This window comes from Myroides sp. C1519 (assembly GCF_038039755.1).
Lineage (GTDB): Bacteria > Bacteroidota > Bacteroidia > Flavobacteriales > Flavobacteriaceae > Flavobacterium > Flavobacterium phaeum_A.
This window is the reverse complement of record NZ_JBBPHM010000001.1, coordinates 49,528-64,674: the sequence shown is the minus strand read 5'-3', so window position 1 is coordinate 64,674 and position 15,147 is coordinate 49,528. Positions and strand designations below refer to the sequence as shown.

The window sequence follows — 15,147 nt, the reverse complement described above, 5'->3', positions numbered from 1 at the left end:
GCCTTGTGGTCGCTGGGTTTGAGGCGTATATAAAAAAGAGAGACCGTTACTATATAGCAACGGTCTCTCAAAAAAAAAGGAATATGAACTTTATTTTTTCTCTTTGTCTTTATATGCCCAGTAGAAAACCTGTGGCAAGACAGTAAAGGATAATATCATACAAATAATCAATCCACCTACAATCATAATCGCTAAGGGTTTCTGAATTTCAGACCCCATACCATTTGACAATGCAGCCGGTAATAGTCCCATAGACCCCATTAGGGCAATCATAATAACAGGTCGAATTCTACTTTTAACCCCTTCGTGAATAGCTTCTTTCAGAGGCATTCTACTGCGTAGGTTTTCTCGCATTTCACCAATCAATACAATACCATCAATTGTAGCTACACCGAATAAGATAATAAATCCGATACCCGCAGAAATACCAAAGATAGTTCCAGTAGCCCAAAGTGATATAAATCCACCAATGAAGGCAAACGGAATTGTCAAGGCTGAGATAGCGGTGTCTTTTACATTTCCAAAGTTAAAGTAAAGCAACACAAGAATTAAGATTAGCGATACAGGAACCACTAACATCAATTGGTTTGCAGCACGCTCTTTACTTTCAAATTCACCAGCCCATTCCATTTTGTTAGCCGTAGGTAAGTGTACTTCTTTTTCAACTTTCGCTTTCGCTTCAGCAATTGTACTTCCTAAATCACGGCCCTCAATGCTAAACCCAACACCGATGTATCTGCTACTGCCTTCTCTATAAATAAAAGCAGGACCAGTGTGGTAGTCAATAGTTGCAATCTCTTTTAGAGGTACTTGTTTTCCGTCTAATGTCGGAATCAAGATCTCTTCAATTTTCTCAGCAGAATCTCTATAGTCTTTTTCAAAACGCAAGACAACATCAAACATTCTTTCATTTTCATAGAATGTTGTAGCTGCTTGTCCACCAATTGTCATTGCAATTACCGCTTGAGCATCAGCAGTAGTAACCGCATATTTTGCCATCTTTTGGTCGTGTAGAGCAATGCGAAGTTCAGGTAATCCAATGTTTTTAAACACATTCAAATCTGTAATTCCTTCAACATCTTTAATGCTACTCGCCACTTGATTAGCATATTTCTCAAGTTCAAACAAATCGTCTCCGAATATTTTGATAACAAGTGAACTCTTAACACCCGCTACATACTCCTCAACGTTATCTTGGATTGGCTGACTAAACCCGAAGTTTACACCAGGGTATTTCTCTAAAGAAACACGTATTTCCTCTAACAATTCGTCTTTTGAAATATGGCGTTTCCACTCATCTTGCGGTTTAAGCTCTGTGTGAAATTCAATATTAAAGAATCCAGTTGGATCCGTACCATCATTAGGACGACCAGTTTGCGTTAATACAAAATCAACTTCATCATACTCGCGAATAATCGTTTTCATTTCTTTTGTCAAGCGAACAGACTCGTCTAAGTTGATACTACTTGGTAATGTAGCACGGATATATAAAGCCCCTTCGTTTAGTTTAGGTAAGAATTCAGAACCGTAGTAATGGAATCTAACCCCACAAACAACAAGAATAACTGCGAAGATTGAAATCGTTAGTTTTTTGTGCATATAACTCCAATTGAACATTCTGTAAATATTCTTTTTGAAGAATCTTGAAATAACGTTTTCGCGTTCGCGTATGTTTTTAGTTAATAGCAATTTACACATCGCAGGCACATACGTTAAACTCAAGATCAACGACCCTAATAAAGCATAACCTAATGTGAATGCAAGCGGTGAGAACATTTTACCTTCCACTTTTTGGAAAGAGAAGATAGGCATTAAGGCAACAATCAAAATAAGAAGTGCAAAGAAGATATATCCCGCTACGCTACTCGCACTTTTCTTAATTGTACCTAATTTAGACATACGATTAAAGCGTTGCATCCCCACGGTTTCAGCACGTTTCTCGAGTCCCACGAACACGTGTTCTACAATTACCAGTGTTCCTTCTAATAGTAAACCAAAGTCTAAAGCCCCCATAGAAATAAGGTTGGCTGGAAGACCTTGTATTTTAAGCATAACAATAGCAAATAAGAAAGCTAATGGAATAACAGAAGCAACAATAAACGTAGTTCTCCAATTGTATAAAAAGATAAATACAATAAGCGACACTAAGATAATTCCCTCTACAAGGTTTTTAGTTACCGTGTGAACCGTTGTATTTACTAAGTCAGTTCTATCAACAATCGGAACAATCTCAACATTCTTAGGTAAGATACGCTCATTTAGGTCTGCTATTTTCTCTTTTAAACTCGCAATTACAGCACTTGGATTTTCTCCACGTAACATAACCACAATTCCCTGTACTACATCATCTTCATCTTGAAAACCAACTTGTCCTAAACGCGGTTTAGCTGCAATAGACACGTTAGCAACGTGTTTAACTAAAATAGGGGTATTGCCTTTTACCTCAATTAAGATATTCTCAATATCCTCTAAATTATCTAAAAGACCAACACCTCTAACTACATACGCTTGGTCTCCACGTTGAATAACATCACCACCTACGTTGATATTACTTTTTTCAACTGCTTCATACACATCTAAAGGAGACAAGTCATAATTTACTAACTCCGTAGGATTAATCTGGATTTCATAGATTTTTTCCTCTCCACCAAAACTTACAACGTCAGCAATACCAGGTACTGAAAGAAGTTCTCTTTCAATTACCCAATCCTGAATAGCTGTAACTTCTTTGATAGGTAAATCACTCTTAATGATATATCTAAAGATTTCCCCCGTAGCCCCAGACGGAGCTTCAATTTCAAAGTCGGCTCCCTCAGGTAAGTCAACACTTCCCATACGGTTAGACGCATATTGTTGCGCGTAGAAATCGTCAATCTCATCATTGAATAATACAGTAACCACAGACAAACCAAAAAGCGATATAGATCGAACCTCTGCTTTGTTAGGAATTGTATTCATTTCTTTAGAAATAGGTAGTGTAATAAACTTTTCTATTTCCTCTGCACTACGACCAGGCCATTGGGTGATGATACGAGCTCTTGTATTCGTTACATCCGGAAAGGCTTCAATTGGCGTGTGTATATAACTATAGATTCCCCCAAACAGCAATAAGAGTACTCCAAAAATTACAATGAATGTATTCTTAAGAGAGAAGGAAACTATTTTCTGTACAAATTTTTGCATAATTAGCTAAGCTTTAGAGATTATAAACTATTGTTTAATTGCTCATATAATAGCAACTCGTTTGTCGTTACTACTGTTTCATTTTCTTCAACACCCTCGCTGATATACGTATATAAGTTGTTTTTAGACGTAGGTGTTATTTTGCGAATCTCGTAGTTGCATTCATCCTTATAAACAACCACATAGTTTTGATTGTTGTCAAAAACAATAGCATTATTAGGAACAGCAAGTGCTTGACCTTTATCTGTTTTTAGTTGGATAATAATATCAGCCGCCATACCCGGTTTAAGCTTCATTTCTTTGTTTTCAAGTACGATACGCGCTTTTAATACACGCTCTTCACTATCAAAAACTTGAGACATTTTAGATACCTTACCAGAGAAATATTCATCAGGGTAGGCAAGTGTTGAAACTTTTACCTCTAAATTAGGTTCAATGTGTCTCATATTAGTAGCATACACATTAGCCATAATCCAAACATCCTCTAAGTTTGCAATTGTAAACAAAGGTTCCTCGCCACCAGCAATAGGCATTCCTGTTGCAATAGTCTTTGTAACAATGTATCCTGCTTGAGGGGCAACAACTTTGAATACGCCAGAGTGGTCAGCATTATTGAAAACAGCTAAATTATTCTTAGCAGAGTTTAATTTACTTTTCAATACATTAACATCCTCTTGTGCCTCAATTAGTTCTTTTTGAGAAGCGATTCCATCTTTAAACATAGACTCAACAGATTGGAGTTCGCGTTGCGCTACTTTCAATTCCGCTTCCGTTGATTTTAGTTCGTCATAGAATTCGTTTAGATCCGTACTCTTTATCTCGGCTAACAATTGTCCTTTTTTCACATAATCACCTAAAGAGAAGTAAGTGTTTGTAACCACACCATCCACAAGGCTTGTAAAAGGAATTGTTTTATCTTGATTATAATCGACATAACCATTTAAGGTTAAACTCTTTTCAATAGGTTTAAGTGTTACTTTTTCAAAAGTAAGTCCCTCCTTAATGCTTGCAGTGATGCAGTTAGAAGTACTTTCAGTCTGTTCAGCACTTTTAGTTTCTTTATTGCAACTCACAAGGAATGCACTAAAAAGGGCAGCAGTTAATAAGGTATATCTTGGCATAATTTTGATTGTTTTCATTTTATAATTCTTTTCCAATAGCAAACTGTAGTTTTTCGTAGTGATCCGTTAGGTCTTTTTTCGTTTCAAGTAATATTGTTTTGTTGTCGATATACGCTTCCACAAAATCTAAATATTCAATTAAGCTCACATTTCTCTTTTGGAAGTTTTTATTGTAAGCCTCTAAAAGGTTGTCTAATTGCGATTCGTAATCACTATCAATATCTTTATACAACTCATTGGCGTGGTAGTAATTTCTAAAAGCCTCAACAATGTCGTTCGCCAGTTCGTTCATCTTATTCTGCGTTTCTAACTTGGCAATTTCAATATCCAGTTTAGCCTCTTTAATATTTCCTTTATTTCTGTCGAAAATTGGTAAATCAAAAGAGATTCCGAAACCAACAAAATCAGTCATAATACCCCCACCGCGGTCATAATCAACACCCAATGTGATATCAGGTACACGTTCTGCTTTTTCAATCTCAAGCTTTTTAAGCGATTGTTGTTCTAAGTTTTTGCTTAACAACGCATCAGGATGTTGCTCTTGAGCCGTAATAATCCAATTCTCTAATTCGATTTCCGAAAGCTCTTTTGCCGGAACCGAAAGAGGATCCGTAATGATAATATTAGTATATCGACCGATGTTGATGAAGTTCTTCAGGTCTTTCAATGCCTCCTCTAAGTCGTTATTAATAGACATCAGTTCCTTTTTGAACTGAAGCTCAGCTGCTTTAAGACGGATGAATTCAGCCTGACTGATATTTCCGTGGTCCAATTGGTTCTTATAAGCAACGATCAGTGATTTTGTATTATCAATTTGTTTTTCAAAGATCAACTTCTGTTGTTGAAGCACTTGAAGTTGTGAGAATGTATTTCTCAATTCAAGCTTAGCTGCTCTTAATACACTTTCGAACTCCTGTGTTTTTTCTTCAATAGTTAATTTTTGAAGCGCAATATTCTTACGGCGTTTACCCCCCGTTTGAATCAGTTGTTCTAAGTGTAAAGCAAACTGTTGCGTTTCCCCATAGTTTCCAAATAAGATAGGTTGTTCTTCTATATTTCTTGTTTTCCAAAGATTTACCTCTGCAATTTCAAAAGTAGGGTTTGGCCATAATCTCGCTTGTAGGAGTTGTGCTTCAGCTTGAGAGATCTCCATTCTCTTAGCAAGTATATCTAAGTTTTGCTCTAAGAATAAAGCTTCAGCTTGCTCTTTAGAGAGCTGTAGTATAGTGTTATCAGTTTGTTGTCCGTAAGACATCGTTGAGATAACGCAGGTTAGTGTAAAAAAAATCTTCTTAAACATAGTTCTGACTAATTTGAATGACAAAATTATTATCTGGTTGTTATAGGTTTATTTGAGTTTGATTAAATACAGATTAGAGCAAGATTAGAATTCGGTTAGAGAATTGTCAAGTGATGCTCATTGTTAAATAAAGCTACTACAATAATTAGATTAAATACTTTTTTTAAAATGTGTTAGTCAAGAAATATGCCAAATGGTGATTAATTTTTTGATATTAAATGAGATTTTAATTGGATAATAAAAGAGGTATTTGTTTAGATAATGTTTAAAATTATTGAGAAGTAATATTTTATTAACAAAAAGGAAAGTTTGAAAATTGTATAAAATTATAAACGAAAGCATTAACATAATTTCCGTATGATTAAATAGGGGAGCTATTTATTTCAATTTTATAGGTATTACTCATTTTGATTTCACTTTATAGAAGTCAAGAATAAAAAGTAACCGATTTTAGAAAGTTTAATACTGGAGGGTAGAACTTATAATTAGGGATAGAATTATTGTTTTTTTAAGGAGTAGTTTGCCTTGCTAATTTTTGGATTTAAACTCTCATTTTTTAGGAAAGAAATAGACTTTACGCTTTTTTGTTGTTTAATACACGAAAAGTAGAGTGACAGAAACAACTCAGAATAAGTGTTTTTTAGTTCTTTTTATTGTTAATTAAAAAAAATATGAGTAAAAAAATAGTGAAAGATAAGTCTTGTATGATATGGAGATATCAAATCTTCGATTATTGTACATTTTGACTATCGCAGATTGTAGAGATAATTTATTAAGTCGTTTTATGTTAGGGAAGTTGCTGTATTGATATGTGTTAAAAAAAACGGGAGTTCATTTGAGAATATCTTTGATTATTATTATAAAAACAGATGTTAGTAGTTGTTTTTAGGGTGATTTATTATTGAGTTTTTTATAATTAAGCTATATGGTAATTGTTAAAATTTTGTATGGTCATTTAAAGGATTGTGTATTGGCAAGATAATTGATTTATGTGTATATAATTTATTATTGCGAACTTTTATTAGTAATAAGTGTTTAATTGTATAACTATTAAGGATTATTAGTATAGAAAGTTCGTTTTGTTAAATAATTAGGTAAGGATGTGTTTATCCTTAACGCAAACATATGTCTAAACAAAGTAAAACTATGAACTATGCAAAACGCAACTACTGTAATTAAGAAACTTAAGAAATTACTTGAGATTAAAACGGATTTGGAATTATCTGATATTTTGAAGGTAAAACCTAATACTATTTCCTCTTGGAAGAAGAGAAATAGTTTGCAATATGAAGGAATTATTGAAATATGTAAGGAGAATCGTATTGATTTAAATGAATTGTTTTTAAAAGACTCTACTATTACACAGAGTAATTCATTTTTAAAGAAACAAGTAAAGATGATTTCATTAGATCATCAGTTCGAGTATTTTTTGGATGCAGAGAAAGCATTAAAAGAAGCACCAAAGTTTGTTTTTCCAACGACAGATGAAGTAGATATTGCTTTTCAAGTAGCCTCTGAAAATATGTATCCTACTTTAAAAGTTTCGTCTTATGTTATTACCAAAAAGATACGCATAAAAGATATGCAACCTTGGCATTTATATTTATTCGTTTTGAAGGGAAGAGGTTTGATGACGTATAGATTTAAGCGTATTTTAGAAAACAATCATTTACTGTTTGTTAGTGATAACTCAAGTTATGAGAACTTAGATGTTGATCCGGCAGATATTATGGAGATCTTCTGTATTAGAGGTGCTTTTTTGCCAAACTTTAAAGGTATAGGTGATTTGTAGGCTGTAATAATTAGAGGTATTTATAAAGCAATTAAATTTATTTATTGTAAGCATTGTGTGAGTTCATTATCTTTGAGTAAATTATAGAAAAATGAAACTTACATCTTCAAGTTGGAATAAATATTTAAAAGCGGAATTCGAAAAAGACTATTTTAAGAATTTAGCAGAAGCAGTAAACTTAGCGTATGAAACTACGGTAGTTTTTCCTCCAAAAGAAGAGGTGTTTAATGCTCTTGAGATTATTAATTTTAACGATGTACGTGTTGTGATATTAGGACAAGATCCTTACCACGGTATGTTTCAGGCTAATGGGTTGTCTTTCTCTGTAAATAGAGGGGTGAAATTACCTCCGAGTTTGGTTAATATTTACAAAGAATTAGAGACTGATTTAGGTATTAAAAATCGCTGTGGAGATTTGACAACTTGGGCACAACAAGGAGTTCTATTATTAAATGCAACATTGACAGTAGAGCAAAAGAGGGCAGGTTCGCATCAAAAAATGGGTTGGGAAACATTTACAGATAAGGTTATAGAATGTTTATCAGAAAAAAGAGAAGGTATTGTTTTTATTTTATGGGGTAGTTACGCTCAGAAAAAGGGAAAGAATATCGATAGGAATAAACATTTGGTTATAGAAACTGCACATCCATCACCTTTGTCGGTTTATCGTGGATTTTATGGAAGTAAGCCGTTTTCGAAAACGAACGATTACTTAGTATCAAGAGGTTTACAAGCAATTAACTGGGAGGTTAAATAAGAATAGTTGTTTCGTGTTGCTAAAGACAATTTCAATACTGTAGAACAAGGATTAAATATATTAGAGGTACGATGTATTAAGGATTTAATATAAAAAAAGCACTACTAAACTTTTAGTAGTGCTTTTTTTATGAAATATATCAAGCTCTATTTAAGCTTTCTACGTTTTAATTCTGTTGTAATTAAACCTAACTCTCTATTCGTTTGTCCTGCAACAGAAGTGTTTTCTTCTGCTCTACGAATTAAGTAAGGAATAACGTCACGAACTGGTCCGAAAGGTAAGTATTTCGCTACGTTGTAGTTTTCTTTAGCTAAGTTGAAACTGATATTATCACTCATTCCGTATAATTGTCCGAAGAACAATTTCTTGTCATTGTGAGCGATATTGTGTTTCTTCATTAAGTCCATGATTAAGTAAGAACTCTTTTCGTTGTGAGTTCCCGCAAATAATGCCATAACATCAGCATTTTCAATCATAAACGTAACTGCAGCATCATAGTTAACATCAGTAGCCGCTTTATCAACACAAATAGGAGATTTATATCCTTTTTGAGCAGCGCGTTCTCTTTCAACTTCCATATATGCACCACGAACTACTTTCATACCTACGTGGAAACCTTCAGCTTTAGCTATTTGGTGTAAATCTTTAAGGTATTGTAAACGATCCCAACGGTATAATTGTGCTGTATTGTAAATAAGTGCTTTTTCTTTGTTGTATTTACGCATCATATCTAAGCAAATCTCGTCAGCAGCATCTTGCATCCAACTATGTTCAGCATCGATTAAAAGTAATACATCATTATCATAAGCATATTTACAAGCCATATTGAAACGGTAAACGATACGTTCCCATTCTTTTTCTTCTTCAGCTGTAAACTTTACATTTTCACCTTTTTTAACGAACATATCAAATCTACCAAAACCTGTAGGTTTGAAAACTGCGAAAGGAATTGCATCAGGACGTTGTTTTCCAAATTCAATCGTCTTAATTGTCATATTCAATGCCGCATCAAATTGCTCCTCTGTTTCTTTTCCTTCAACAGAATAGTCTAAGACAGAAGCAACTCTTCCTTTACCGTACATATTATCAACAACCGTTAAACAGTCATCTTCACTGATTCCACCACAAAAATGGTCAAACACAGTAGAACGAATTAAACCTGTAACAGGAAGGTGTGTTTTAATTGCAAAATTTGCAAGTGCAGAACCCATTTTTACAAGTGTAGGTTTGCTGATCATATTAAAAAGAAAGTGTGCTCTTTTTAATTCATTATTGCTTTTTAGTGCGAAAGCAACTTCTGTATTGTTAAATAAATTTTCCATTATAAAAACTAAAATCGTTTCGCAAATATAAATACTCTTTTAGTAATTATTTAGGATATTTTTATTTTATGTTATGAATTTTTAAAAAAGAAAGAGTAGGAGGTATTTGAAATGATTTTAATTTAAAGAAATCTACTCTTGGGAGGGGATATTTGTACAGTGTTTTGTCGTCTTTTTAATTTTTTATTCTTTAGTTTGTGTAAGATAAAAGGACAGAAATGAAAAGAATAGAAGCAGAGAACTATGATATTTTATTTGGTGTGGAAGCATACCAAGAATTAGGAGACTTTTTAAATAAAGAACAGTATTCTAAGATATTTATCTTAACAGATACGAATTGTTATGATCATTGTTTGCCCTATTTTTTAGGCAACTTACCTACAGAGATTCCTTTTGAAATCATTGAAGTTGAGGCAGGAGAAGAGTATAAGACTTTAGAAACTTGTTCGGGTGTTATTCAAACAATGCTTGAGCTTGGGGGAGATCGAAAAAGTATTGTAATTACTTTAGGAGGTGGCGTTATCACTGATATGGGCGGATTTATCGCTTCTATATATATGAGAGGTGTTGATTTCGTAAATATTCCAACTACGCTGTTATCTATGGTTGATGCTTCAGTAGGGGGGAAAACAGGAGTGGATTTAGAAGGGATAAAAAACTGCATTGGTAGTTTTGTAATGCCAAAGATGGTTATTGTTGATGTGAAGTATTTAGAAACTTTAGAAGCGCGTCAGATTAAAGCTGGTTACGCAGAAATGTTGAAACACGGTCTTATATATGATGCAAAGTATTATGATTATCTTAAAGATATAGCGAATATCGACTTTAACGACATTGAGATTCTAATCCATCATTCTGTTATTATCAAGAATTCAGTTGTTCAGCAAGATCCTAAAGAAGCAGGTTTACGTAAAATATTAAATTTCGGACATACCGTAGGACACGCAATTGAGAGTTATTATTTAACACAAAAAGATAAGAAGACATTATTACACGGAGAAGCAATAGCAATCGGTATGGTTGTTGAAGCGTATTTATCGACGCAATTGAATGGATTGTCCATAGAAGAATATGAAGACATCAAAAATTGTATTCACAGCATTTATGGAATTGAAAATATTGCAAAAGAAGATTATGCAGGGATATTAGAATGGTTGAAGTTTGATAAAAAGAATTCAGGAGGAAGTATTCGCTGTGTTTTATTAACTGAAATAGGGCAAGCAGAGTACAATTTGGAGATTGATAAGACGTTGGTAGATAAGGCGTTGAATGAATATTCTAAATAAGTTCTAAATTCATTTAGTTTTTCTTATTTCATTGCAATATTTTGTTACATTTGCGCTCGTGAAAATAGATGTTTTATATATTAGATTTTGTGTGCAATCGAAGCACAAAGTAAGACGTTTCGTTCGAAGGCAAAGAACGAATTTCGTATATAGCATTATTAAATATTTAAAGGAAACTTGTAAGTTTTTTATTCATAGCTACAAGTTGCCAATAGTATTTGCTAATATAAGAGTTTGAAAAGCGGATTAAATTTCGTATAATCAAATTTGTTAACCTATATTATTAAAGTTATTTTACCATGAATACAAAATACGCTGATTTAATCAATCAAACTTTTTACTTCCCACAAGAGGAATTCAAATTAAATAAAGACAATTTACAGTTTCACAATATAGATTTAATGGGATTAGTTGAAAAATACGGTACCCCATTAAAGTTTACTTATTTACCAAAGATTTCTGAAAACATCAATAAAGCAAAAGGGATGTTCAGAAAAGCAATGGAGAAAAATAAGTATAAAGCAAATTACTACTATTGTTATTGTACTAAGAGTTCTCACTTTTCATATGTATTAGACGAGGCTTTTAAAAATGACATTCACGTAGAAACTTCATCTGCTTTTGACGTTAATATCGTTGAGAGATTAATCGATGCAGGTAAGATTACAAAAGATACATTTGTAATTTGTAACGGTTTTAAACGTGATCAATACATTGACAATATTGCTCGTTTAATCAATACAAGACACGAAAATACGGTGCCTATTATTGATAACTACGAAGAGCTTGATTTACTTCAAGAACAGATTGAAAAGAAATTTAAGATTGGTATTCGTATTGCATCAGAAGAAGAGCCTAAGTTTGAGTTTTATACATCTCGTTTAGGAATTGGATATAAAAGTATTTTACCTTTCTACAGAAAACAGATTGCAGAAAATCCTAATGTAGAATTGAAGATGTTACACTTCTTCATTAATACAGGAATTAGAGATACTTCGTATTACTGGAATGAGTTGTTGAAATGTTTAAAAGTTTACATTTCTTTGAAAAAAGAATGTCCTACATTAGACAGCTTGAATATTGGTGGAGGATTCCCAATTAAAAATTCATTAGCATTTGAATTTGATTATCAATATATGGTTGATGAGATCATTAATCAAATTAAAATTTCTTGTGAAGAAGCAGAAGTAGATGTTCCAAACATCTTTACTGAATTTGGATCTTACACAGTAGGAGAGAGTGGAGGAGCTATTTATGAAATTTTGTATCAAAAACAACAAAATGACAGAGAGAAATGGAATATGATTGATTCATCTTTCATTACTACTTTACCAGATTCTTGGGCTATTAATAAAAAATTTATTATGTTGCCTGTAAATAGATGGAACGACTCTTATGAGCGCATTTTGTTAGGAGGAATGACTTGTGATAGTGATGACTACTACAACTCAGAGCAAAACTTAAATGCTATCTATTTACCAAAGTACAATAAAGAAAAACCGTTGTATATCGGATTCTTTAATACAGGAGCTTACCAAGATACAATTGGAGGTTTTGGAGGATTACACCACTGTTTGATTCCACAACCAAGACACATTTTGATCGACAAAGATGAAAATGGTATCATTGGAACAGAATTATTCTCAGAACAACAAACAGCTGAGGATGTATTAAATATTTTAGGATATAACAAATAAGAATTATAAATAAAAAATATAAATAAAATGAGTAAAGGACCGATTAGTCAGTTTATTGAGCATAATTACAGACACTTTAATGCTGCTGCTTTAGTTGATGCTGCAAAAGGATACGAAGCGCATCTTGATGCTGGAGGGAAAATGTTAATTTCTATGGGTGGTGCAATGAGTACTGCAGAATTAGGAATTTCTTTAGCGGAAATGATCCGTCAAGATAAAGTTCAATTTATTTCTTGTACAGGTGCAAACTTGGAAGAAGACGTAATGAACTTAGTAGCTCATTCACACTATAAAAGAGTACCTAACTATAGAGATTTAACTCCAGAACAAGAGAGAGAGTTATTAGATAATCACTATAATAGAGTTACAGATACTTGTATTCCAGAAGAGGAAGCATTCCGTAGATTACAAAAACACTTAGAAGACGTTTGGCACGCTGCAGAAGCAAAAGGTGAGCGTTATTTCCCACACGAATTCTTATACCAAGTTGTAAATTCAGGTGTATTAGAGCAATACTATGAAATTGATCCAAAAGATTCGTGGATTGTAGCAGCTGCTGAGAGAAACATTCCAATCGTTTGTCCAGGATGGGAAGATTCTACTTGTGGAAATATCTTTACTTCAAACGTAATTAAAGGAAACTTAAATGTACATACAGTTAAATCTGGAATTGAGTATATGATTTATTTGACTGAATGGTACCGTGCAAATTCAGGTGGACATGGAGTAGGTTTCTTCCAAATTGGAGGAGGTATTTCTGGAGATTTCCCTATCTGTGTTGTTCCAATGATGTACCAAGATTTAGAGTGGGAAGATGTTCCATTCTGGTCATATTTCTGTCAAATTTCTGATTCAACTACATCTTATGGATCTTACTCAGGAGCTGTTCCAAACGAGAAGATTACATGGGGTAAATTAGATGTTGATACTCCTAAGTTTATTGTTGAGTCTGATGCTACTATCGTTGCACCATTGATTTTTGCATATATCCTTGGAAACTAAACAAATAACTGATAGTAAATTAAATTAATTTTTTATTTGTTAATTTCGATTTTGCTATTACATTTGAAACAGAAATAAAGCAATAACAAAGAATGAAAAGAGTAATTGTTGATTACGCAAAATTGACGAACGAAATCTTGACACTATTAGTGGAGAAATTTCCTGATGGATATGATGACGCAGATATAGTTCGTTTTAAAAACGTTAAAAACGAAACAGTAGAAGCAGTTGAAGTTAGAACTGAAGATACTATATATTTGGTAAAAGTTAGTACTAAGTTAGCTGACAGAATCGAAAACTTCGATGACGAGGAAGATGATTTTGTAGACACTGCAGATGACTCGTTAGACGCATTGAAAGACTTAGAAATTGCTGACGAAGAAGATTAACAAGAAATCGATATAAAAAAACCACTCGCGAGAGTGGTTTTTTTATTTGTATTAACAAATAGATATTAAACTTCTATTATTTTGAATATATTTGCAGACGTTTAAAAATGACAATAGAATCAAAAATATGAAAGCAGGTATTGTAGGATTGCCAAATGTGGGGAAATCAACGCTATTTAATTGTTTATCTAATGCAAAGGCTCAAAGTGCAAACTTTCCTTTCTGTACGATAGAACCAAATATTGGAGTGGTAAATGTACCAGATCCAAGATTATTGAAGTTAGAGGAATTGGTTAATCCAGAACGTGTATTACCTGCAACTGTTGATATTGTAGATATCGCTGGTCTTGTTAAAGGAGCAAGTAAAGGAGAAGGATTAGGAAACCAGTTTTTAGGAAACATTCGCGAGTGTAATGCTATTATTCACGTTTTACGTTGTTTTGACAATGATAATATCGTTCACGTTGATGGGAATGTAAATCCAATTCGCGATAAAGAAACGATTGATATTGAATTACAATTAAAAGATTTAGATACAGTTGAAAAGCGTTTAGAGAAAGCTAAAAAAGCTGGTAAAACAGGAAATAAAGAAGCTTTAGCTGAAGCAGACTTATTAGAGCGTATCAGAGAAGTATTATTGACAGGTAAATCTGCACGTGTAATCGAACCAAAAAATCAGGATGAGGAAGAATTAATGGAAGCTTTCCAATTAATTACTGCTAAACCTGTATTATATGTTTGTAACGTAGATGAAGATGCTGCAGTTAATGGTAATGCTTATGTTGACCAAGTAAAAGAATTAGTGAAAGATGAAAATGCTGAAGTTATTGTTTTAGCAGTTGGAACTGAAGCTGATATTACAGAGTTAGAAAGCTATGAAGAGCGTCAAATGTTCTTAGAAGACTTAGGATTAACTGAGCCAGGTGTTTCTAAATTAATTCGCTCTGCTTATAAATTATTAAACTTACAGACTTATTTCACTGCAGGTGTTAAAGAAGTAAGAGCTTGGACTATTAAAGTAGGAGATACAGCGCCACAAGCAGCTGGGGTAATTCACTCTGACTTTGAGAAAGGATTCATTAGAGCAGAAGTTATTGCTTATGAAGACTATGTTGCTTTTGGTTCTGAAGCTAAAGTTAAAGAAGCTGGTAAATTAAGAGTAGAAGGTAAAGAATATATCGTTAAAGATGGTGATGTAATGCATTTCCGTTTCAACGTATAATTCTTACTACGAGATATTTTTAAAAGAGAGAAGCATAGCGCTTCTCTTTTTTTTTCTTTAGAGTTAGGCAAAATAC

Annotated in this window: 10 protein-coding genes and 1 pseudogene; 7 read left to right on the top strand and 4 right to left on the bottom strand. The window is 33.2% G+C overall.

Features of this window, described 5'->3' with window-relative positions; all coding sequences use genetic code 11:
* Nucleotides 1-90: 90 nt before the first annotated feature.
* The 3 genes from AABL81_RS00290 to AABL81_RS00280 are packed head-to-tail and all read right to left on the bottom strand — an operon-like array spanning nt 91 to nt 5,604.
* Entirely contained in the window at nt 91-3,183 is a 3,093-nt protein-coding gene (locus AABL81_RS00290) for an efflux RND transporter permease subunit (RefSeq protein WP_341340041.1), read from the bottom strand.
* Between the two features lie 20 nt (nt 3,184-3,203).
* Nucleotides 3,204-4,322: an efflux RND transporter periplasmic adaptor subunit gene (locus AABL81_RS00285; protein WP_233269269.1), complete on the bottom strand. Its 1,119-nt coding sequence runs from the start codon at nt 4,320-4,322 to the stop codon at nt 3,204-3,206.
* Nucleotide 4,323: 1 nt separating this feature from the next.
* Nucleotides 4,324-5,604 (bottom strand): TolC family protein, encoded by a 1,281-nt coding sequence (locus tag AABL81_RS00280; protein WP_158210782.1) that lies wholly within the window; start codon nt 5,602-5,604, stop codon nt 4,324-4,326.
* Nucleotides 5,605-6,757: 1,153 nt separating this feature from the next.
* Here AABL81_RS00280 and AABL81_RS00275 point away from each other — a divergent pair.
* Both AABL81_RS00275 and ung read left to right on the top strand, forming a co-directional pair.
* A complete protein-coding gene (locus AABL81_RS00275) occupies nt 6,758-7,396 on the top strand; it encodes a LexA family transcriptional regulator (protein ID WP_158210783.1) in 639 nt (212 codons plus the stop codon).
* 91 nt (nt 7,397-7,487) lie between these two features.
* Nucleotides 7,488-8,153 (top strand): uracil-DNA glycosylase, encoded by a 666-nt coding sequence (ung, locus tag AABL81_RS00270; protein ID WP_158210784.1) that lies wholly within the window; start codon nt 7,488-7,490, stop codon nt 8,151-8,153.
* 146 nt (nt 8,154-8,299) lie between these two features.
* Here ung and AABL81_RS00265 read toward each other — a convergent pair whose 3' ends face one another.
* Nucleotides 8,300-9,475 carry a proline dehydrogenase family protein gene (locus tag AABL81_RS00265; RefSeq protein WP_341340040.1) on the bottom strand — a complete coding sequence of 392 codons (1,176 nt, stop codon included), beginning with the start codon at nt 9,473-9,475 and terminating at the stop codon, nt 8,300-8,302.
* Nucleotides 9,476-9,693: 218 nt separating this feature from the next.
* Here AABL81_RS00265 and aroB point away from each other — a divergent pair, with 218 nt between their 5' ends.
* From aroB to ychF, 5 genes and pseudogenes are all read left to right on the top strand, one after another.
* Complete coding sequence (aroB, locus tag AABL81_RS00260; RefSeq protein WP_341340039.1) at nt 9,694-10,761, top strand: 3-dehydroquinate synthase; 1,068 nt, start codon at nt 9,694-9,696, stop codon at nt 10,759-10,761.
* Between the two features lie 299 nt (nt 10,762-11,060).
* Complete coding sequence (locus AABL81_RS00255) at nt 11,061-12,458, top strand: arginine decarboxylase (RefSeq protein WP_158210787.1); 1,398 nt, start codon at nt 11,061-11,063, stop codon at nt 12,456-12,458.
* Nucleotides 12,459-12,485: 27 nt separating this feature from the next.
* On the top strand, nt 12,486-13,460 hold the full coding sequence (locus tag AABL81_RS00250; protein WP_158210788.1) for a deoxyhypusine synthase family protein: 975 nt from the start codon (nt 12,486-12,488) through the stop codon (nt 13,458-13,460).
* A 92-nt stretch (nt 13,461-13,552) separates the two neighbouring features.
* A pseudogene (locus AABL81_RS00245) lies at nt 13,553-13,846 on the top strand (hypothetical protein); the annotation flags it as partial.
* 130 nt (nt 13,847-13,976) lie between these two features.
* Complete coding sequence (gene ychF, locus AABL81_RS00240; RefSeq protein WP_341340038.1) at nt 13,977-15,071, top strand: redox-regulated ATPase YchF; 1,095 nt, start codon at nt 13,977-13,979, stop codon at nt 15,069-15,071.
* The last annotated feature ends 76 nt before the right edge of the window (nt 15,072-15,147 follow it).

What these genes read in the sequence shown, in the direction of transcription:
- AABL81_RS00255 (WP_158210787.1), top strand. Translation starts at nt 11,061, where the DNA reads ATGAATACAAAATACGCTGATTTAATCAATCAAACTTTTTACTTCCCA.
- ung (WP_158210784.1), top strand. Translation starts at nt 7,488, where the DNA reads ATGAAACTTACATCTTCAAGTTGGAATAAATATTTAAAAGCGGAATTC.
- AABL81_RS00290 (WP_341340041.1), bottom strand. Translation starts at nt 3,183, where the DNA reads ATGCAAAAATTTGTACAGAAAATAGTTTCCTTCTCTCTTAAGAATACA.
- AABL81_RS00280 (WP_158210782.1), bottom strand. Translation starts at nt 5,604, where the DNA reads ATGTTTAAGAAGATTTTTTTTACACTAACCTGCGTTATCTCAACGATG.
- AABL81_RS00250 (WP_158210788.1), top strand. Translation starts at nt 12,486, where the DNA reads ATGAGTAAAGGACCGATTAGTCAGTTTATTGAGCATAATTACAGACAC.
- AABL81_RS00285 (WP_233269269.1), bottom strand. Translation starts at nt 4,322, where the DNA reads ATGAAAACAATCAAAATTATGCCAAGATATACCTTATTAACTGCTGCC.
- aroB (WP_341340039.1), top strand. Translation starts at nt 9,694, where the DNA reads ATGAAAAGAATAGAAGCAGAGAACTATGATATTTTATTTGGTGTGGAA.
- AABL81_RS00275 (WP_158210783.1), top strand. Translation starts at nt 6,758, where the DNA reads ATGCAAAACGCAACTACTGTAATTAAGAAACTTAAGAAATTACTTGAG.
- ychF (WP_341340038.1), top strand. Translation starts at nt 13,977, where the DNA reads ATGAAAGCAGGTATTGTAGGATTGCCAAATGTGGGGAAATCAACGCTA.
- AABL81_RS00265 (WP_341340040.1), bottom strand. Translation starts at nt 9,475, where the DNA reads ATGGAAAATTTATTTAACAATACAGAAGTTGCTTTCGCACTAAAAAGC.